Consider the following 20,149-nt stretch of genomic DNA (forward strand, 5'->3'; position numbering starts at 1 on the left):
GTGAGAGCCCACCCCGCTGGACCACGGCACGCGGACGTCCTGCTGCCCGGGAACACCGCCGGGCCGCGCCCGGCCGGCGTCGCGGAGATCGATGAGCTGCCCGAGCAGGTCTGGCCGCGCAACGCCACCCGTGGCGACGACGGCGCGGTCCGCCTGGCCGGTGTCGATGTCCGTGAGCTGGCCGAGACGTACGGCACGCCGCTGTTCGTGATGGACGAGGACGACTTCCGGTCCCGCTGCCAGGATCACGCGCGGGCGTTCGGCGACCCGTCGCTGGTGCACTACGCATCCAAGGCGTTCCTGTCCGTCGAGATCGCCAAGTGGGTCGCCGAGGAGGGTCTGAGCCTGGACGTGTGCAGCGGTGGCGAGCTGGCCATCGCGCTGCGGGCCGGGTTCCCGCCGGAGCGGATCGCGTTGCACGGCAACAACAAATCCGTCGCCGAGCTGACCGCGGCGGTGGACGCGGGGATCGGCGCGGTCGTGGTCGACTCGTTCTACGAGATCGCGCGGCTGGACCAGATCGCGCGGGAGCGTGACGTGGTGCAGCCGGTGCTGATCCGGGTCACGGTCGGTGTCGAGGCGCACACCCACGAGTTCATCGCCACCGCGCACGAGGACCAGAAGTTCGGTTTCTCCCTGGCCTCCGGCGACGCGGCCGAAGCCGCCCTGCGCACGCTGAAGTCCGGCGGCCTCAAGCTTGTCGGTCTGCACAGCCACATCGGCTCGCAGATCTTCGACGTCGACGGCTTCGAAGTGGCCGCGCACCGAGTGATCAAGCTGCTGGCCCAGCTTCGCGACGAGCACGGGGCCGAGGGCATCGCCGGGCTGTCCACTGTGGATCTCGGTGGCGGCCTGGGGATCGCCTACACGCCGCAGGACGACCCGCCGCCGCCCGCCTGGCTGGCCGAGCAGCTGCGCACGATCGTGTCCAAGGAGTGCGAGCACGAGAACCTGGAGATGCCGAAGATCGCGGTCGAGCCTGGGCGGGCGATCGTCGGCCCAGGCACGGTCACGGTCTACGAAGTCGGGACCATCAAGGACATCACGCTCGGTGCGGGCGCGTACCGCCGATACGTCAGTGTGGACGGCGGAATGAGCGACAACATCCGTACCGCGCTGTACGACGCGGTCTACGACGCCAGGCTGGTCTCGCGGACGAGCGACGAAGGCTCCGGCAACACAAAGGCGACACTCAGCCGGATTGTCGGAAAGCATTGCGAGGCAGGCGATGTGATCGTCCGCGACTGCTGGATGCCCGAGACGATCGCGCCGGGCGACCTGGTCGCCGTGGCCGCGACGGGCGCGTACTGCTACGCGATGTCGAGTGGTTACAACAGGTTGCCGCGGCCTGCCGTGGTGGCAGTCAAGGATGGCAAGGCCCGGCTGTTGCTGCGCCGGGAAACGACCGACGACCTGTTCGCTCTGGAGGTCCAGTGAAACCGATCAGGGTCGCGCTGCTCGGCTGCGGGACCGTGGGCACCCAGGTGGTCCGGCTGCTGCATGAGCAGGCCGACGACCTGGCAGCCAGGGTCGGCGCGCCGGTCGAGCTCGCCGGGATCGCGGTACGGCGGCCGGACCGCCACCGCGAGGTGCCCAAAGAGCTGCTGACCGCGGACGCGGCCGGGCTGGTCACGTCCGATGTGGACGTTGTGGTCGAGGTGGTCGGCGGGATCGAGCCGGTCCGCACCCTGTTGCTGGATGCCTTGCGGGCAGGCAAGTCCGTGGTGTCGGCGAACAAGGCGCTGCTGGCCGAGAGCGGCGGCGAGCTGTTCTCCGCGGCCGACGAGTCCGGCGCGGACCTCTACTTCGAGGCCGCGGTCGCCGGTGCGATCCCGTTGCTCCGCCCGCTGCGGGAGTCGCTGGCCGGCGACCGGATCACGCGCGTGATGGGAATCGTCAACGGCACCACCAACTACATCCTGTCCGCAATGGACGAGACCGGTGCGAACTACGGCGAGACACTGGAAGAAGCGAGCCGTCTTGGCTACGCGGAAGCGGACCCGACAGCCGATGTCGACGGTTACGACGCCGCCTCCAAGGCCGCGATCCTTGCCTCCATTGCGTTCCACACCCGTGTGACGGCCAACGACGTGTACCGCGAGGGCATCTCGGCGGTCACCTCCGCGGACATCGTCGCGGCCCGCACACTCGGCCGGACGATCAAACTGCTGGCGATCTGCGAGCAGGTCGACGACTCGGTCTCGGTCCGCGTCCACCCGGCGATGATCCCGCGCAGCCACCCGCTGGCCAGCGTGGGCGGCGCGTTCAACGCCGTCTTCGTCGAGGCTGAGGCCGCCGGCCAGTTGATGTTCTACGGCCAGGGCGCCGGCGGCGCGCCGACGGCCAGTGCGGTGCTCGGCGACCTTGTCGCGGTGGCCCGCAACCGGGTCCACGGCGGCCGCGGGCCCCGGGAATCCGCCTACGCCGCACTGCCCGTACGGCCGATCGGGCAGGTCTCGACGAGGTACCACCTCAGTCTGGACGTGGCCGACAAGGCCGGTGTGCTGGCCAGCGTCGCCGCGGTGTTCGCCGAGCACGACGTGAGCATCGCGGCTGTGCGCCAGGAAGGGCGGACCGACGACGCCAGCCTGGTGATCGTCACCCACGCGGCGCCCGACGCCGCCTTGAAATCCACAGTGGACAAGGTTGCCGGGCTGCCCGCGGTACGCGAGGTGGTCAGTGTGATGCGCGTCGAGGGCGAGGAATCGTGACCACGTCAGTGATCAGCCCAGCATGGCCGGGGATCGTCAACGCTTACGCCGATCGGATCGCGGTGCCCGCGGGCGCCAAGGTGATCACGCTCGGCGAGGGCGGTACCCCGTTGGTGGAGGCGCCGCACCTGTCGGAGCTGACCGGCAGCCGCGTGCTGCTGAAGGTCGAAGGCGCGAACCCGACCGGGTCGTTCAAGGACCGCGGCATGACCGTGGCGATGACGTACGCGCTCGCCGAAGGCAGCAAGGCCGTCATCTGTGCCTCCACCGGCAACACGTCGGCCTCGGCCGCCGCGTACGCCGCACGCGCTGGGCTGACCTGTGCGGTGCTCGTCCCGCGCGGCAAGATCGCGCTGGGCAAGCTGGCTCAAGCGGTGGTCCACGGCGCCAAGATCCTCCAGGTCGACGGCAACTTCGACGACTGCCTCGAACTGGCCCGCAAGACCGCGGCCGACCACCCGGTGGCGTTGGTCAACTCGGTCAACCCGGTCCGATTGGAAGGCCAGAAGTCCGCCGCGTTCGAGATCTGCGACGTGCTCGGCCGGGCGCCGGACGTGCATTGCCTGCCGGTTGGCAACGCGGGCAACATCACCGCGTACTGGCGTGGCTACCGTGAATACGCCACGGATGGAGTACTCCCTGCCGCGCCAAGGATGTTCGGCTTCCAGGCAGCCGGTGCCGCGCCGTTGGTGCGCGGTGAGCCGGTGACCCACCCGGAGACCATCGCGACCGCGATCCGGATCGGCAGCCCGGCGTCGTGGACCGGGGCGATCAAGGCCCGCGACGAGTCCGGAGGACTTATCGACGCGGTTGCAGATGAGCAAATTCTGGATGCATATCGCCTGCTCGCAGGCCGTGAGGGCGTTTTCGTCGAGCCCGCGTCCGCAGCCGGCGTCGCGGGACTGCTCGCCGTCGCGCAGGACGGCCGGCTGCCTGCCGGATCGGTCGTGGTCTGCACGGTGACCGGGCACGGATTGAAGGACCCGGACACAGCTCTGCTGGCGATGCACGAGGTCGAGCCCGTACCGGTCGACGCCGGTGCCGTCGCTGCCGCTTTGGGCCTGACGTGACAGCTGTCGAGGTCACTGTCCCGGCGTCCAGCGCCAATCTCGGGTCCGGTTTCGACGCTTTGGGTTTGGCCATCGGGCTTTACGACGTGGTCGAGGTCCGGGTGGCCGACGCCGGTCTGAAGATCACCGTGGAGGGCGAGGGCGCCGGCGAGGTCGATGACGGCGAGGGACACCTTGTCGTCCGGGCGATCAGGGCGATGGGCGAGCTGCTCGGCTTGCGGCCACCTGGCCTGGAATTGCGCTGCCGCAACGCGATCCCGCACTCCCGGGGCCTGGGCTCGTCGGCCGCCGCCGCCGTGGCCGGAGTCGCGGCAGCTTACGGCCTGGCCGGGCTGGAAGTCGACGACCGGGCTTTGCAGGTTGCTGCGGAGTTCGAGGGCCACGCCGACAACGCGGCCGCCAGCCTGCTCGGCGGCCTCGTCGTGGCGTGGACCGAGGACGATCGTTACCGGGCTGTACGGCTTGAGCCGCATTCGGAACTCAGGCCGATATTGCTCATTCCGGGTGAATCCTCGGCGACGGCCGTGACCAGGCAACTGTTGCCAGATCGTGTCCCGCACGCCGACGCGGCGTTCGCCGCGGGACGGTCCGCACTCGCGGTCCAGGCCGTCACCACACGGCCCGATCTGCTGCTCGCGGCCACCGCGGATCGCCTGCACCAGGACTACCGGGAGGCCGCCTGGCCTGCGACTTCCCGGCTGGTACGGATCTTGCGGGAGCACGGCCTCGCGGCCTGTGTCTCCGGTGCCGGGCCGACAGTGATGGTGCTCACCCAGGACGGGAAATTGCCCGATGGTGTGGACCTGACCGGCTTCGATGTCCTTCAGCTGCCACCGGATCGGCTCGGAGTGCAGGTCAGGACGCTCTGAGTGGCCGCGACGCGCCGGGGGGTGGTTGTTGCACCTCGTCGCGTCGCCGTCTACCCTCGGGAGCGTTCAGTCACCGCGCGCACGGGCGCCCGGTGTCTTCCCAGGGAATTCTTCCTGGGTCGCATCTGCCTAAAGGATGTCGGCCCCACCAAGCTGGAGTCGATGTCCAAGGGTTTCCCGACAGCTGTGGTGACCGATGCTCCGTATTGGCGACCGAGTCTCGCGCCTGGCTCAATTCGTGGCCGACGCGCTGACCCGGGCTCGCCGAGGACGGAGAGACAAGCCGTTCCGCGTTCCGTCGGGCGGCGGTCCGCTGGTCCACGTAGGAGGCGGGGACCGGTCAGGAAGGACATTAGTGAGCAACACCGATCTGTTGAGCAGCGATACGGCTGCGGGCACTCCCGACAAGTCCCAGGTCGCCGGCTCCAACGGCGGTGCCCCGCGCCGCCGTGCAGGGCTGTCAGGCATGGTGCTGGCGGAGCTGCGCGAGTTGGCCGGCACGCTCGGCATCACCGGTACGACCGGGATGCGCAAGGGCGATCTGATCGCTGCTATCAAGGAGCGGCAGGGCGGGTCCGGTGGTGGGGGCACCGCGGACACGCTGCCGCTCGACAACCTGCCGGCCGCCAAGCCGCCCAGGTCCGCCGCCAAGGAACCCAAGCGGGCCATCGAGAAGCCCGCCGCCGCGGAGGAGAAGGCCGACAAGGCCGGAGCCGACGAGGAGCAGGCACCCAGCCGGCCCCGTCGCCGCCGCGCAGGCCGTCCCGCGGGCAGCCCCGAGGCCGTGCCGTCAGCGCCGTCAGCGCCGTCCTCGGAGGCCAAGCAGGACAAGCCCGCCGAGGTGAAGGCCGAACCCAAGGCCGAGACCCCCGCCGAGCCCAAGGCTGAGCCCCAGGCCGCCCGCGAGGACCGCCCGGAGCGCGGTGAGCGCCAGGGCCGCGACCGTCGTAACGAGCGCGGGGACCGTAACGAGCGCGGTGGCGACCGGAACAACCGCGGTGACCGTGACCGTGATCGTGGTCAGGGCCGTCAGCAGGACCAGAACCAGAACAACGCGCCGGACGACGATGACGACGACGAGAGGGGCGGCCGTCGTGGCCGTCGCTTCCGTGACCGTCGCCGTCGTGGTGGCCGCGCTGAGGGTGAAGGCCGCAGCGGTGGCGGTGGCACTGACACCGAGGTCCGTGAGGACGACGTCCTGCTGCCCGTCGCGGGTGTGCTCGACGTGCTGGAGAACTACGCGTTCGTGCGTACCTCCGGTTACCTCGCAGGCCCGAACGACGTGTACGTCTCGCTGTCGCTCGTGCGCCGCTACGGCCTGCGCCGTGGTGACGCGATCACCGGTCTGGTCCGCCAGCCGCGTGAGGGCGAGCAGCAGCGGCAGAAGTTCAACCCGCTGGTGCGTGTCGAGACCGTCAACGGCATGGACCCCGACCAGGCCAAGGCCCGGCCGGAGTTCACCAAGCTGACGCCGCTCTACCCGAACGAGCGACTGCGCCTGGAGACCGAGCCGCACATCCTGTCGACCCGTGTGATCGACCTGGTGATGCCGGTCGGCAAGGGCCAGCGTGCGCTGATCGTGTCGCCCCCCAAGGCGGGTAAGACCACTGTTCTGCAGCAGATCGCCAACGCGATCGCCAAGAACAACCCGGAGTGCTACCTCATGGTCGTCCTGGTGGACGAGCGTCCTGAGGAAGTCACCGACATGCAGCGCAACGTCGACGGCGAGGTCATAGCCGCGACCTTCGACCGCCCGCCGTCAGACCACACCATGCTGGCGGAGCTGGCGATCGAGCGGGCCAAGCGCCTGGTCGAGATGGGCACCGACGTGGTCGTCCTGCTCGACTCGGTCACCCGTCTGGGTCGTGCGTACAACCTGGCCGCGCCGGCGTCCGGCCGGATCCTGTCCGGTGGTGTCGACTCGACCGCGCTGTACCCGCCGAAGCGTTTCCTGGGTGCCGCGCGCAACATCGAGAACGGCGGCTCGCTGACCATCTTCGCGACCGCGCTGGTCGAGACCGGCTCCGCCGGTGACAGCGTGATCTTCGAGGAGTTCAAGGGCACCGGCAACGCGGAGCTCAAGCTGGACCGCAAGATCGCCGACAAGCGCACCTTCCCCGCCGTGGACGTCGACCAGTCGTCCACCCGTAAGGAAGACCTGCTGCTTTCGCCGGACGAGCTGGCGGTCACGCACAAGCTGCGCCGCGTGCTGCACGCCCTGGAGCCGCAGGCCGCCATCGAGCTGCTGCTCGACCGGCTGCGCAAGACCCGCACCAACATCGAGTTCCTGATGCAGGTGGCCAAGACCACCCCGGGCGCGGGCGACGACTGAGAACGGCCCTTGTGAGTGGCCAGTCAGCCTGGCTGGCCACTCACGACGGTTCGTGGCCTGCGGATCGAGCGGTGTACCCACGCCATTCGCAGCAGGACGGCGCCGCTGGGGATCGCGGCGGCGATCATGATGACCGCCGGGATCATCAGCCCGTGCAGGGCAAGCCCGGCGAGCAGAACGGCGATCGAATAGGGCCAGTGGACCCACCGCCAGCGCGGCGGCCACTCGATCGAGTAACCCACCATGGCCGTCACACCGGCGGCCGCGCCCAGATGCGCACTGGTCACCAGCACCTCACCGGGCAGGCCGAGCAACAGCTGGCCCAGTGATGTGAGACCGAGCACAGCTGCCGTGAACACGACCGGGAGCGCTGCCCAGGAGAGCAGCGGGAGCGGACGGCGTACGGCGCATTGCACGAGGTCAGTGTGGTCGCTGTCGCCTCAGGTCATAAGCTTGGGGCGGCCAGGACACGCGGCTGTGCGGTGACTGGTGACCTGCCCGCGACGAGCGGGCGAGCGGGAATGAACACCTCGGGGGAGGTGTTGTACAAGCTGGTCAGCGCGTCTGGCAAACTAGTAGGTCGAGTCCGGCTCCGGTTCACCCCAGACACCATGCGGGGACCCGGCGGCCACTGTGTAGTAGTCGAGAGGCGAGATCCATGAAGAGCGGTATCCACCCGGAGTACATCACCACCGAGGTGACCTGCGGCTGCGGGAATACTTTCACCACCCGTAGCACCAAATCTTCCGGTTCCATCCACGTCGAGGTCTGCTCGAACTGCCACCCGTTCTACACGGGCAAGCAGAAGATCCTGGACACCGGTGGCCGGGTCGCGCGCTTCGAGGCCCGTTACGGCAAGCGCAAGAAGTAGCGACGCCCACGGCGCTCGTCCCCTTTGGGGCGGGCGCCGTTGTCGTGTCCAGAGATTGATCTCGCGAAGGAGGGTGAACCGTGGACGAATTGCTGAACGAATACGCCGAACTGGAGCGTGAGCTGGCTGACCCGGCTGTGCACGCCGACCAGGCGCGCGCACGCAAGCTCGGCCGCCGGTACTCGGAGCTCACCCCCATCGTGAAGACCCTTCGCGAGCTCGACAGCGCCCGCGAGGACCTGGCCGCGGCCAAGGAACTCGCCGCCGAGGACGAGGCTTTCGCCGCTGAGGCCGATGCGTTGACAAAGCGCATCCCTGAGCTGGAGGAGCGTCTTTCCGAGCAGTTGCTGCCGCGTGACCCGCACGACGGCTCGGACGTGCTCGTCGAGATCAAGTCCGGTGAAGGCGGCGAGGAATCCGCGCTGTTCGCCGGCGACCTGTTCCGGATGTACACCCGGTATGCCGAACGCCGCGGCTGGAAGATCGACGTGCTCGACGCGAACGAGTCGGACCTGGGCGGCTACAAGGACGTCACACTTTCGGTTAAATCCAAGAGCTCGGACCCGGACGGCGTGTGGGCCCGGATGAAGTTCGAGGGCGGCGTGCACCGCGTTCAGCGCGTGCCCGTGACGGAGTCGCAGGGACGGATCCACACTTCGGCCGCGGGCGTGCTCGTCTACCCCGAGATCGAGGAGTCCGAGGTCGAGATCGACGAGAAGGACCTGCGGGTGGACGTTTTCCGCTCGTCCGGGCACGGCGGCCAGAGCGTGAACACCACCGACTCGGCCGTCCGGATCACGCACCTGCCCACCGGAATCGTCGTCTCCTGCCAGAATGAGCGGTCCCAGCTGCAGAACCGCGCGCAGGCCATGCACGTGCTGAAGGTCCGCCTGCAGGCCCTCGCCGACGAGGAAGCCGCCAAGAAGGCGTCCGACGACAGGCGCAGCCAGGTCCGCACCGTCGACCGGTCGGAACGCGTTCGCACGTACAACTTCCCGGAGAACCGGATCTCCGATCACCGCGTGAACTACAAGGCCTACAACCTCGACCAGGTCCTCGAAGGCGAACTCGACGGCGTGCTCGACGCGCTCGCCGAGGCCGACCGGGCCGAGCGTCTGGCCGCCGCGGGCGGCTGACCTATGCTGTGACGCCATGACGCGAACCCCGCTGCGACTGGCTATCCGTGAGGCCGAACGGATTCTCCTCGAGGCCGGTGTGGACAGTCCACGGACCGACGCGGAACTGCTGGCGTCCTATGTGCTCGGTGTGGAGCGCAATCGCCTGCCGCTGATACCTTTGATCGATCCGTCCGTTGTGGACGCTCTGGGCAAGGCTGTCACGCGACGCGCGAAACGTGAGCCACTGCAGCACATCACCGGCATCGGCTGGCTCGGTGAGATCACGCTGAATGTCGGTCCCGGCGTGTTCATCCCCCGCCCGGAGACGGATCTGCTGCTGGCGTGGGGACTTTCGGTGTTGCCGGACTGTGCGCTGGTCGTCGATCTCTGCACAGGATCCGGCGCTCTGGCTCTGGCGCTCGCCCATACCCGGCCAGACGCGGTCGTGCACGCCGTCGAGATCGACTCAGTCGCGCTGTCCTGGGCGCGTCGCAACGCTGATCTCCGCGTCGAGGCCGGCGACACCCCGATCCGGCTGCACTCCGGTGACGTCACCAACCCGAAACTGTTGGCAGACTTGGAAGGCACGGTGGATCTGGTGCTGTGCAACCCGCCTTACGTGCCTGCCGGTACCGAGGTCCCGCCCGAGGTCGCCGATCACGACCCGGCCCTGGCGGTCTTCGGCGGCCCGGACGGCCTGGACGTGATCAAGAGCGTCGTCTCCTGCGCCGCCCGGTTGCTCAAACCTGGCGGCTTCCTCGGCATCGAACACGACGACACCCAGGGCGAATCCGTCCCAGCGCTGCTGAGGACCCGCCGCGTCCTGTCCGAAGCCCAGGACCACAAGGACCTCGCCGGCCGTCCTCGCTTCGCCACCGCTAGGAGAACAGCGCCCTGACCTGGTCCTCGATGCCGGCCAGCAGGCCCGTCACCGCGGCGACCCCGGCCAGCGCGCCCTTGAGCCGGTCGAACGCCTTGATGCCGCCCTTCTCGTCGAGTTCCTCGGCCGACGCCTCTTCGGTGAGGTCGTCGATGCGGGTGATGGCCTCGGGCCTGTCCAGCGGCTCGACCTGGGTGCGTAGGGCCGCGAGCTGATCGAGCAGGTCCTGCTTGGCCATCTACGGAATCGTGATGGCGTTCCGGCGGCAGGCGTGGCAGATCCGCGCGGCAGAGATCGCGCAGGTGGTGTGGCGACGCGGCGTCGCCTAGCTCGCCAGGACAGCGTCGATGAAGGCCTGAGGAGGCCGGTAGTTGTGCGCCTCGACGTAGTGAACGATCAATGTCGGTGCCCCGTAGACGACCCCGTTCTGGCCACGGACGTGGATCTCGGCGCTGCCGTACGCCGCGTCGTCGGCCGAACCCGACTGCATGCACAGTCCACAGACGTGGAATCCGCGCGTCTGGTTGGTCTGCGGGCGCGTTCGCAGCGCGGCCAGGAACGCTGCGTCGACCGGACCGGTGTCGAAGCCCGCGCCACCTAGCCAGCCGACGTTGAGATCCGCCATGCTGTCGGGCTCCTCGTCGGCCCTCCAGTACGAGTAGGGCGACAGGTCCTTGTACGTGGTCACTTGGCTATTTTGGACTTGGGGTGGCTGTCGCGGCGAGCTGTGGGGTGAGGACTAGAGTTCGGGGCGTGAGCACCCTGTACGACTGTTCCTTGCCCGAGGACCGGCAGGATGGGCTCGCGGCTGCCGCGGGCGCGGTGCGGTCCGGGCGGCTTGTGGTCATCCCGACGGACACTGTGTACGGGATCGGCTGCGACGCGTTCGACGGTGGCGCGGTGCGAGCGCTGCTGGAGGCCAAGAACCGTGGCCCCGACATGCCGGTCGGTGTTCTCGTCGGCAGTTGGACGGCCATCGACGGTCTGGTGCTGTCCGTGCCGGATCACGCGCGCAAGCTCGTCGAGGCGTTCTGGCCAGGAGACCTGTCCATTGTCCTGCCGCACGCGCCGAGCCTGGCCTGGGATCTGGGGCAGACGCGGGGCACTGTCATGCTTCGGATGCCGCTTCACCCGGTCGCCATCGAACTGCTGCGGGATGTCGGCCCGATGGCCGTGTCCAGCGCGAACAGGTCCGGGCACCCGCCTGCTGCCACGGCTGAGGAAGCCCGTGACCAGCTAGGCGAGTCAGTCGCGGTATACCTGGACGGGGGACCGACCGGGGATCCGGTGCCGTCCTCGATCGTGGATCTCACCGGCAGCGACCCGGTCCTGCTGCGCGAGGGCGCGGTCAGTCGCCAGGACGTCTCGGACGCCCTCGGCGTCGAGGTTCTCAGCCCGGCTTGAGCATGAGGGAGTACTGGGTGGCGTTCTGCCCCAAGATCATCATCGGTGGGTCCGCCGCGTACGCTGGGCGGGCCGGCCTGAGGGTGATCGCTGGCGTGTCCCGCCTGGCCACCGACCGGCCGGCGTATCCACGGAGCTGAACGTGCCGAGTACCGCCATCCCCTTCAACGGCCTGCCGATCCGGGAGTACCTGCTGGTCGGCCTGACCAGCCTCGCCCTGACGTTCCTGCTGACCGGCCCGGTCCGGCTGCTGGCGTTCAAGATCGGCGCGGTGGCCATACCGCGCAGCCGGGACGTGCACACCCAGCCGATCCCGCGCCTGGGCGGCCTGGCCATGTACCTCGGTATCTGCGGCGGGATGCTGCTGGCGCACCAGCTTCCGTTGCTGCGCCGCTCGTTCGACTACCTGCTGGATCCCGTCGGGGTGCTCGTCGGCGGCGGCGTGATCATGCTGATCGGCATGCTCGACGACCGGTTCGAGCTGGACGCGCTGACCAAGTTCGCCGGCCAGACCATGTCGGCCGGGATCATCGTGCTGTTCGGTATCCAGTGGGTGCTGGTGTGGGTGCCGTGGGGCGGAAACGACTACGGCCCAACGGGTTCACTCATCTCGCTGGACATGAACCAGGGCGGCCTGCTGACCGTGCTGCTGGCGTTGGTGCTGATCAACGCGATGAACTTCGTCGACGGACTGGACGGCCTGGCCGCCGGCATAGGTGTGATCGCATCCCTGGCGACCTGCACGTTCTCGTTCCACCTGCTTTCCCAGACCGGCAACGACGTGGTCAACTACGCGCCCGCGCTGATCTCGATCACGCTCGCCGGTGCGTGCATCGGCTTCCTGCCGCACAACTTCCAGCCCGCCCGGATCTTCATGGGCGACTCCGGCTCGATGCTGATCGGTCTGACCCTGGCCGCGGGCAGCACGTCGGCCGCGGGCCGGCAGGTGCCCAACGAGCTGGGCCCGACGAACACCCTGGCCGTGCTGTCGCCGCTGATCGTGGTCGCCGCCGTGCTGTTCGTGCCGCTGCTCGACCTGTTGATGGCGGTCATCCGCCGGACTCGCCGCGGTCTGAGCCCGTTCCACGCCGACAAGATGCACCTGCACCACCGGCTGCTGGAGATCGGGCATTCCCAGCGCCGGGCCGTGTTGCTGATCTACTTGTGGGCCGCGGTGCTCGCGTTCGGTGCTGTCTCGCTGAGCCTGTTCGACGGGCTCGTCGTGGTGTGGGGGGTGGCGATCGGCCTCCTGGTTGCGTTGCTCGTCTCGGCCATCCCTAGACTCAGGGCGAGATGAGCGAGAACTTCGAGGTACCGGACCTGCCCAAGACGCACACCGAGGCGTTGCAGCGGCTGGCCGAGGCGATGTTGCGCTGGCAGGCCAAGGTGATGGTGCCCGCGCTGCTGGTGGCTGTCGTCGTCTTCACGGTGCTCAACGGCATGGCAGGCCTGCTGGGCGCGGGTATCGGCGCGGTCGCCGCGTGCGCGTCCTCAATGTTCACCTTCTGGTTGATGAGAATTTCAGCCAAGCACGGCCCGCACGCCGGTCTGGCGGCGGCACTGGGCGGCCTCATCGTCAAGATGATCATCCTGATGGTGGTGTTCCTGCCGCTGCGCGGTGTCGAGGCCGTTCACTCGTATTCCTTGGCCATCACCATGCTCGTGGGCATCCTGACCGCCGCGGCGGCCGACATGATGGCCTTCCGCAAGACCAACCTGCCTACGATCATCCCCAGCTGAGTGCTGGAAAGACCCCTAACCGTACGCCCGTTATGCGAGTTGGTAACGTGCGCGTGAAGGGCACCGCGGCCCTCCCGGCTGACTAGCGGGGAGCCGCTGCGAAGTGCCTGCAGTACGTCAGGTACGTTAAGTCCCGAACGTGACGATTCCCCCGGCAGTGTGAAACGGCCGGCCGGGAGAACCGGAAGGAGCCCACTTGGGCGCGCAGATGCTCCTGGCTGAGGGTGGCGAGTTCACACCGCCTGGTGTGAAGGATTTCTTCCTGCCGCCGATTTTCGCGGGCGTCACCAAGCCGATGATCCTCGTCGTGCTCTCGGTGATCATCATCGCGGCGTTCTTCCTGATCGCGACACGTCGCATGAAACTGGTTCCGGGCCGGGTGCAGTTCGCCGCCGAGTTCATCTACGACGTGGCGCGCAACTCCATCGCCCGCGACCAGATCGGCTCGAAGGACTTCAAGCGGTTCGTGCCGCTGATCTTCACCATCTTCACCTTCATGCTGGTGAACAACATCTACGGCCTGATCCCGATCGTGCAGTTCCCGACGATGTCGCACATCGGGTACGCCTTCGCGATCGCGATCCTGATCGTCTACCCGGTCTTCAACTACGCCGGTATCCGCCGGCACGGGCTAGGCCGGTACGTCAAGAACCAGGTCATGCCGTCGGGCCCGCCGTGGCCGATCTACTTCCTGCTGACCCCGGTCGAGGTTTTCGTCAAGTTCATCATGAACCCGATCAACCTCGCGATCCGGATCTTCGCGGCGATGTTCGCCGGACACCTGATCATCATGGTGTTCTCCATCGCCAGCGAATACCTGCTCATCGAGGCGGGCGGCCCGCTCAAGCCCGTCGCGCTGATCTCGTTCGCCTTCGCGATCGCCATGACGTTCCTCGAGGCGCTGGTCATGGTTCTGCAGGCGTACATCTTCGCTCTGCTTACGGCCAACTACATCGGTATGGCCCTGGCCGACGAGCACTGAGAAAGTCCGCCGGCACCATCAAGACCCCCGATCCGCGAGAGTTCGCGGAGACGAATGAAAGGGAAAAGCAAGTGAGTGCAGCTGTCGTCCTTGCACAGAACACGTTCAACGGCAACCTCAACCCCGGTCTGTCGCTCATCGGTTACGGCCTCGGCGCCATCGGCCCGGGTATCGGTGTGGGTCTGATCTGGGCCGCGGTCATCAACGGCACCGCCCGTCAGCCGGAGGCCCAGAGCAAGCTCATGGGTATCGCGTGGATGACGTTCGTTCTGGTCGAGGTGCTCGCCCTGATCGGCCTGGTGTTCTTCTTCATCGCGGGCACCGGCCCGACCAGCTGATCCGGCCCGGGAAGCGTTGGGAGACGTCATGCTGACAAAGCTCTATCTCGCCGCGGAGGAGACTCCGAGCCCGGTACTTCCGCACACTTCCGAGATCATCATCGGTTTTGTCGCGTTCGTCGCGCTGCTCTTCGTGATGTGGAAGTTCGCAGTCCCGCGCTTCGAGGCCGCCTACAAGGAGCGCACCGAGAAGATCGAAGGCGGGATCGACAAGGCCGAGAAGCTTCAGGCTCAGGCCGAGGAGAACCTGCAGAAGTACAAGGACCTGCTCGCCGACGCCAACGCCGCCGCCGCCCGTATCCGGGACGACGCGCGGATCGAGGCCGAGCAGATCCGTGAGGAGCTGCGGATCCAGGCGCAGGAGGAAGCGACCCGGATCGTGGCGCAGGGCCGCAACCAGCTCGAGGCCCAGCGGGCCCAGATCGTCGCGGAACTGCGTGCCGAGCTCGGCCGTACCGCGGTCGAACTGGCCAGCCGCATCGTCGGTGAGTCCCTTGAGGACGAGGCCCGCCGCCGCGGCACCGTCGACCGGTTCCTCGAAGAGCTGGACTCCGTGTCGGCACCCGCGAAGAAGTAGGGGACGGCAAAGATGACGCTGCTGCACGCCGCGAGCCGTGAGGCGCTCGCCTCGGCTGAGCTGAAGCTGCTCGACGCGAGCGATTTCGGCACAGTCGGCGACGACCTGTTCGCCGTGGTCGGCCTGTTCACCCGGGAAGCCGGGCTGCGCAGGGCATTGGCCGACGCGTCGGCCGACCCGGAGCGCCGTACCGGCCTGGTGCGAAGCCTGTTCGCGGGCAAGCTCGCCGACGAGAGTGTCGAACTGCTCGCCGCCGTGGTCGCCTCGCGCTGGTCCAGCCCGCGCGAGCTGGTCGACGGTGTCGAGTCGCTGGCCCGGACCGCGTTGCTGGTCAACGCCGAGCGCGCCGGGAAGCTCGACACGGTCGAGGACGAGCTGTTCCGGCTCGGCCGGATCGTCGCGGCCGACGGTGAGCTGGAACGGCTGCTGTCGGACTCGGCGGCTCCGGTCGAAGGCAAGTTGACGCTGCTGAGCTCGCTGGTCGCCAGCAAGGTCGACGCGATCACCGCCAAGCTGGCCGAGGCACTGGTGGCCTACCCGCGCGGCCGTCGGGCCGTGGAAGGGCTCGAGGAACTGGCCGATCTGGCTGCCAAGCGCCGTGAGCGCTCGGTCGCGCACGTGACCTCGGTGGTCGCGCTCACCGAACAGCAGCAGGAGAGGCTCGCAGCCACCTTGCAGCGCATCTATTCGCGGCCGATCGCGCTGCATGTCGAGGTCGACCCCGAGCTGCTCGGTGGCCTGGTCGTCAAGGTGGGCGACGAGATCATCGACGGCAGCGCGGCAGGGCGGATCGACGCCCTGCGACGCCGGCTGGCCGGCTGAACCCCAAGCATTGATGTAACGAAAGCGAGAGCGGGAAGACATGGCGGAGCTGACGATCTCGTCGGACGAGATCCGCAGTGCGATCGAGAACTACGTCTCCGGTTACACACCGGACGTGACGAAGGAAGAGGTCGGCACCGTCACCTCGACCGGTGACGGCGTGGCCTACGTCGAGGGCCTGCCCTCGGCCATGGCCAACGAGCTGGTCGAGTTCCCCGGTGGTGTCCTCGGCGTCGCGCAGAACCTCGACGTGCGCGAGATGGGTGTCACCATCCTCGGTAACTACGAGGGCATCGAAGAGGGCCAGGAGGTCAAGCGGACCGGCCGGATCCTCTCGGTGCCGGTCGGCGACGGCTTCCTCGGCCGGGTCATCGACCCGCTGGGCGCGCCGCTCGACGGCCTCGGCGACATCGTCGCCGACGACAACCGTGTCCTGGAGCTGCAGGCCGCCACGGTGGTCCAGCGCCAGCCGGTGAAGGAGCCGCTGCAGACCGGTATCAAGGCGATCGACGCCATGACGCCGATCGGCCGCGGCCAGCGCCAGCTGATCATCGGTGACCGCAAGACCGGCAAGACCGCGGTCTGCGTCGACACGATCATCAACCAGAAGCAGGCGTGGGAGACCGGCGACCCGAAGCAGCAGGTGCGCTGCATCTACGTCGCGATCGGCCAGAAGGGCACCACCATCGCGGCGGTCAAGAAGACGCTCGAGGACCACGGCGCGATGGAGTACACCACCATCGTGGCGGCCCCGGCCTCGGACTCCGCGGGCTTCAAGTGGATCGCCCCGTACACCGGCTCGGCGCTGGGCCAGCACTGGATGTACCAGGGCAAGCACGTCCTGATCGTGTTCGACGACCTGAGCAAGCAGGCCGAGGCCTACCGCGCGCTGTCGCTGCTGCTGCGCCGCCCGCCGGGCCGCGAGGCCTACCCCGGTGACGTCTTCTACTTGCACTCCCGTCTGCTGGAGCGCTGCGCGAAGCTGTCCGACGAGCTGGGCGGGGGGTCGATGACCGGTCTGCCGATCATCGAGACCAAGGCGGGCGACATCTCCGCCTACATCCCCACCAACGTCATCTCGATCACCGACGGCCAGTGCTTCTTCGAGGCGGACCTGTTCAACCAGGGTCAGCGCCCGGCCATCAACGTGTCGGTGTCGGTGTCCCGAGTCGGTGGTGCCGCGCAGATCAAGGCCATGCGCAAGATCTCCGGCTCGCTTCGTATCGACCTGTCGCAGCACCGTGAGCTGGCCGCGTTCGCCGCGTTCGCGTCCGACCTGGATGCCACCTCCCGCGCCCAGCTGGACCGCGGTGACCGGCTCTACCAGGTCCTCAAGCAGAACGCTTCCTCGCCGGTGCCGGTCGACGAGCAGGTCATCTCGATCTTCGTCGGTACCCGCGGCCTGCTGGACTCGGTGCCGACCGAGGACGTGCGCAAGTTCGAGCGTGAGCTCGTCGAGCACATCCGCCGCCAGCACGCGGGTATCCTGCAGGAGATCCGCGACACCAAGGACCTGTCCGACGAGCTGATCGACCGGCTCAACGAGGCGGTCAACAAGTTCAAGCAGCAGTTCACCGCTTCCGACGGCTCCGCGGTCGTGGACACGCCGGCCGACGCGATGGAAGCCGACAAGGTGGGGCAGGAGTCGGTGAAGGTTCACCGGCCCGAGCCCCAGAAGTGATCGGGTAGCCACATGGCCGCACAGCTTCGCGAACTACGCCAACGGATCCGTTCGACCCAGGGCCTGGGCAAGATCTTCAAGGCCCAGGAGGTCATCGCCACCACACGGATCAGCCGGGCGCAGGCTCGGGTTCAGGCCGCCCGGCCGTACGCGACGGAGATCACGAACGTGCTCACCGCGCTGGCCGAGGCAGCCACCTCCCTGGATCACCCGTTGCTGACCAAGCGCACCGACGCCAAGCGCGCTGGTGTGCTGGTCGTGACGAGCGACCGTGGCCTGTGCGGTGGCTACAACGCCAACGTGCTCCGGGCCGCCGAGGAGCTCGTCTCCTTGCTGCGGTCCGAGGGCAAGGAGCCGGTCCTGTACCTGATCGGCCGCAAGGCGGTCTCGTTCTACACGTTCCGCCAGCGCGCCTTCGAGGCCTCGTGGACCGGGTTCTCCGAGACGCCGAAATACGAGAACGCGGTCGTGGCCGGCAACATGCTGGTCAAGGCGTTCCTGCACGGCGCCGACGACGAGCGCGGCAACCCGGGCCCGGACGGGATCATGGGCCTGGACGAGCTGCACGTCGTCTACACCGAGTTCCGGTCGATGCTCTCGCAGGTGCCCACCGTCAAGCGGGTCGCCCCGCTGGCGGTGGAGTACTCGCAGGGCAAGCCGGACGTGGTCCCGCCGAGCTACGAGTTCGAGCCGAGCGCGGACACACTGCTGGACGCGCTGCTGCCGAAGTACATCAACACCCGGATCTTCTCCGCGCTGCTCGACGCGGCCGCGTCGGAATCCGCTGCCCGCCGCACCGCGATGAAGTCCGCCACGGACAACGCCAACGAGCTGGTTCTCACTCTCAGCCGCGAGGCGAACCAGGCGCGCCAAGCCCAGATCACCCAGGAGATCAGCGAGATCGTCGGTGGCGCCAACGCGCTCGCCGCCGCCGCAGGAAGTGATGACTAAGCGATGACTGCCACCCAAGAAGCAACTGCCACCGGTCGAATCGTCCGCGTGACCGGCCCGGTCGTCGACGTCGAGTTCCCTCGCGGCGCCGTGCCGGAGCTGTTCAACGCGCTCAAGGCCGACATCGAGTTCGAGCAGCTGCGCAAGACCGTGACCCTGGAGGTCGCCCAGCACCTGGGTGACAACCTGGTCCGCACGATCTGCATGCAGCCGCAGGACGGCCTGGTCCGCGGCACCCCGGTGCGCGACACCGGCGAGGCCATCGCCGTGCCCGTCGGCGACGTCGTCAAGGGCCACGTGTTCAACGCCCTCGGTGACTGCCTGGACCAGCCCGGCTACGCCTCGGACGCCGAGCGGTGGACCATCCACCGCAAGCCGCCGGCGTTCGACCAGCTCGAAGGCCGCACCGACGTGCTGGAGACCGGCCTGAAGGTGATCGACCTGCTCACCCCGTACGTGCAGGGTGGCAAGATCGGTCTGTTCGGCGGTGCCGGCGTGGGCAAGACGGTGCTGATCAAGGAAATGATCACCCGTGTCGCCAAGAACTTCGGTGGCACCTCGGTGTTCGCCGGTGTCGGCGAGCGTACCCGTGAGGGCAACGACCTCATCCTCGAGCTGAGCGAGGACGGCACCATCAACGACACCGCCCTGGTGTTCGGCCAGATGGACGAGCCGCCCGGCACGCGTATGCGGGTCGCGCTGTCCGCGCTGACCATGGCGGAGTACTTCCGCGATGTGCAGAACCAGGACGTGCTGCTGTTCATCGACAACATCTTCCGGTTCACCCAGGCCGGCTCCGAGGTCTCGACCCTGCTCGGTCGTATGCCCTCGGCCGTGGGTTACCAGCCGACGCTGGCCGACGAGATGGGTGAGCTGCAGGAGCGCATCACCTCGACCCGTGGCCGCTCGATCACCTCGATGCAGGCGATCTACGTGCCCGCCGACGACTACACCGACCCGGCGCCGGCCACCACGTTCGCCCACCTGGACGCCACCACGGAGCTCTCCCGTGGCGTGTTCTCCAAGGGTATCTTCCCGGCGGTGGACCCGCTGGCCTCCAGCTCGACCATCCTGGACCCGAACATCGTCGGCGACGAGCACTACCGCGTCGCCCAGGAAGTCAAGCGAATCCTGCAGAAGTACAAGGAGCTGCAGGACATCATCGCCATCCTGGGCATGGACGAGCTGTCCGAAGAGGACAAGTTGACGGTCAACCGGGCGCGGCGCATCGAGCGCTTCCTGTCGCAGAACATGCTGGTCGCCGAGATCTTCACCGGCCAGCCCGGCTCCACGGTCCCCGTCAAGGAAACCGTCGAGTCCTTCGACAAGATCGCCAAGGGCGAGTTCGACCACGTCCCGGAGCAGGCATTCCTGGGCATCGGCGGCCTCGAGGATCTCGAGAAGAAGGCCAAGGAACTCTCCGGCAAGTAAGCGCGGGGAGTAATCGGAGAGGTCTTCGCTGGTGAGTCGGCCAGCGAAGACCTCTCCAGCATTTTGCACTCATTTGTGCTGTGTTTCGCAGGCTCCACCGCACCCAGTGCCGGGTGCGGTGGTTTTGTGGTTGAGAAGAAACCCGGAGTCGGGTTGTCCAAGGAGGAAATAATGCGATGCACGATGTCGTTGGCGGAATTGCTATTCCGACTGGGAGGCGAGGGTGGTGGCGAGAATGGTACCGACGGACTTATGCCTGCGGCGGAAGCTGATTCTGTACTTCTGGTGGCCTTGGGATAGTGGAGGACGGGATGCGGCCATCGGGTCGAGCGTTGCCCCTGATGGAATCCGGTCGATGGCCGTAGACCTTTG

At 67.8% G+C, this 20,149-nt stretch carries 21 protein-coding genes; 18 read left to right on the plus strand and 3 right to left on the minus strand.

The features are described 5' to 3' along the window. The 5 genes from lysA (at position 1) to rho (ending at position 6,982) form a co-directional block, all read left to right on the plus strand. Positions 1–1,437 (plus strand): diaminopimelate decarboxylase, encoded by a 1,437-nt coding sequence (gene lysA, locus JOF56_RS17670; protein ID WP_209639146.1) that lies wholly within the window; start codon positions 1–3, stop codon positions 1,435–1,437. Further along, the gene (locus JOF56_RS17675) at positions 1,434–2,711 is read left to right on the plus strand and encodes a homoserine dehydrogenase (protein WP_209639148.1); all 1,278 of its coding nucleotides are present in this window, start codon (positions 1,434–1,436) and stop codon (positions 2,709–2,711) included. The genes lysA and JOF56_RS17675 overlap by 4 nt, the downstream gene beginning before the upstream one ends. An 8-nt stretch (positions 2,712–2,719) precedes the next feature. Then, entirely contained in the window at positions 2,720–3,781 is a 1,062-nt protein-coding gene (gene thrC / locus JOF56_RS17680) for a threonine synthase (RefSeq protein ID WP_209648316.1), read from the plus strand. Continuing rightward, positions 3,778–4,650, plus strand: a complete 873-nt coding sequence (gene thrB, locus JOF56_RS17685) for a homoserine kinase (protein ID WP_209639150.1) — start codon at positions 3,778–3,780, stop codon at positions 4,648–4,650. The genes thrC and thrB overlap by 4 nt, the downstream gene beginning before the upstream one ends. Before the next feature lie 355 nt (positions 4,651–5,005). Next, complete coding sequence (rho, locus tag JOF56_RS17690; RefSeq protein ID WP_209639152.1) at positions 5,006–6,982, plus strand: transcription termination factor Rho; 1,977 nt, start codon at positions 5,006–5,008, stop codon at positions 6,980–6,982. Positions 6,983–7,005: 23 nt separating this feature from the next. Here rho and JOF56_RS17695 read toward each other — a convergent pair whose 3' ends face one another. Beyond that, positions 7,006–7,398, minus strand: a complete 393-nt coding sequence (locus JOF56_RS17695) for a hypothetical protein (protein WP_209639154.1) — start codon at positions 7,396–7,398, stop codon at positions 7,006–7,008. A gap of 242 nt (positions 7,399–7,640) precedes the next feature. On the opposite strand from JOF56_RS17695, the gene rpmE reads away from it, so the two are divergent. The 3 genes from rpmE (at position 7,641) to prmC (ending at position 9,869) form a co-directional block, all read left to right on the plus strand. Then, complete coding sequence (gene rpmE / locus JOF56_RS17700; RefSeq protein WP_209639156.1) at positions 7,641–7,853, plus strand: 50S ribosomal protein L31; 213 nt, start codon at positions 7,641–7,643, stop codon at positions 7,851–7,853. A gap of 80 nt (positions 7,854–7,933) precedes the next feature. Continuing rightward, positions 7,934–8,989, plus strand: a complete 1,056-nt coding sequence (gene prfA, locus JOF56_RS17705; protein ID WP_209639158.1) for a peptide chain release factor 1 — start codon at positions 7,934–7,936, stop codon at positions 8,987–8,989. 16 nt (positions 8,990–9,005) lie between these two features. Then, the gene (prmC, locus tag JOF56_RS17710) at positions 9,006–9,869 is read left to right on the plus strand and encodes a peptide chain release factor N(5)-glutamine methyltransferase (protein ID WP_209639160.1); all 864 of its coding nucleotides are present in this window, start codon (positions 9,006–9,008) and stop codon (positions 9,867–9,869) included. On the opposite strand, the gene JOF56_RS17715 is transcribed toward prmC, so the two are convergent. Both JOF56_RS17715 and JOF56_RS17720 read right to left on the minus strand, forming a co-directional pair. Next, positions 9,850–10,089: a hypothetical protein gene (locus tag JOF56_RS17715; protein WP_209639162.1), complete on the minus strand. Its 240-nt coding sequence runs from the start codon at positions 10,087–10,089 to the stop codon at positions 9,850–9,852. The two genes, prmC and JOF56_RS17715, sit on opposite strands and share 20 nt — an antisense overlap. 87 nt (positions 10,090–10,176) lie before the next feature. Continuing rightward, positions 10,177–10,539 (minus strand): DUF7919 family protein, encoded by a 363-nt coding sequence (locus JOF56_RS17720; RefSeq protein WP_209639164.1) that lies wholly within the window; start codon positions 10,537–10,539, stop codon positions 10,177–10,179. Between the two features lie 65 nt (positions 10,540–10,604). Here JOF56_RS17720 and JOF56_RS17725 point away from each other — a divergent pair, with 65 nt between their 5' ends. The 10 genes from JOF56_RS17725 to atpD all read left to right on the plus strand — a co-directional run bounded on the left by JOF56_RS17725 (position 10,605) and on the right by atpD (position 19,777). After that, positions 10,605–11,255 (plus strand): L-threonylcarbamoyladenylate synthase, encoded by a 651-nt coding sequence (locus JOF56_RS17725; protein ID WP_209639166.1) that lies wholly within the window; start codon positions 10,605–10,607, stop codon positions 11,253–11,255. A gap of 142 nt (positions 11,256–11,397) precedes the next feature. After that, positions 11,398–12,552, plus strand: a complete 1,155-nt coding sequence (locus tag JOF56_RS17730; RefSeq protein WP_307855144.1) for a glycosyltransferase family 4 protein — start codon at positions 11,398–11,400, stop codon at positions 12,550–12,552. Further along, positions 12,549–12,995, plus strand: coding sequence for a Cg1360 family ATP-synthase-associated protein (locus JOF56_RS17735; protein ID WP_209639168.1), 447 nt, complete (start codon positions 12,549–12,551; stop codon positions 12,993–12,995). Before JOF56_RS17730 ends, JOF56_RS17735 begins: the two co-directional genes overlap by 4 nt. Before the next feature lie 196 nt (positions 12,996–13,191). Continuing rightward, positions 13,192–13,977, plus strand: coding sequence for a F0F1 ATP synthase subunit A (gene atpB / locus JOF56_RS17740; RefSeq protein WP_209639169.1), 786 nt, complete (start codon positions 13,192–13,194; stop codon positions 13,975–13,977). A 71-nt stretch (positions 13,978–14,048) separates the two neighbouring features. Continuing rightward, the gene (locus JOF56_RS17745) at positions 14,049–14,315 is read left to right on the plus strand and encodes an ATP synthase F0 subunit C (RefSeq protein ID WP_209639171.1); all 267 of its coding nucleotides are present in this window, start codon (positions 14,049–14,051) and stop codon (positions 14,313–14,315) included. A gap of 28 nt (positions 14,316–14,343) precedes the next feature. Then, positions 14,344–14,892 (plus strand): F0F1 ATP synthase subunit B, encoded by a 549-nt coding sequence (locus JOF56_RS17750; RefSeq protein ID WP_209639173.1) that lies wholly within the window; start codon positions 14,344–14,346, stop codon positions 14,890–14,892. Positions 14,893–14,904: 12 nt separating this feature from the next. Next, positions 14,905–15,714 carry a F0F1 ATP synthase subunit delta gene (locus tag JOF56_RS17755; protein ID WP_209639175.1) on the plus strand — a complete coding sequence of 270 codons (810 nt, stop codon included), beginning with the start codon at positions 14,905–14,907 and terminating at the stop codon, positions 15,712–15,714. 40 nt (positions 15,715–15,754) lie between these two features. Beyond that, complete coding sequence (gene atpA, locus JOF56_RS17760) at positions 15,755–17,395, plus strand: F0F1 ATP synthase subunit alpha (protein WP_209639177.1); 1,641 nt, start codon at positions 15,755–15,757, stop codon at positions 17,393–17,395. A gap of 12 nt (positions 17,396–17,407) precedes the next feature. Further along, entirely contained in the window at positions 17,408–18,346 is a 939-nt protein-coding gene (locus tag JOF56_RS17765) for a F0F1 ATP synthase subunit gamma (protein WP_209639179.1), read from the plus strand. Between the two features lie 3 nt (positions 18,347–18,349). Next, positions 18,350–19,777: a F0F1 ATP synthase subunit beta gene (gene atpD, locus JOF56_RS17770; RefSeq protein ID WP_209639181.1), complete on the plus strand. Its 1,428-nt coding sequence runs from the start codon at positions 18,350–18,352 to the stop codon at positions 19,775–19,777. Positions 19,778–20,149: the final 372 nt, after the last annotated feature.

Origin of the sequence: Kibdelosporangium banguiense (assembly GCF_017876405.1) — a bacterium.
In the GTDB taxonomy this organism is placed as follows: domain Bacteria; phylum Actinomycetota; class Actinomycetes; order Mycobacteriales; family Pseudonocardiaceae; genus Kibdelosporangium; species Kibdelosporangium banguiense.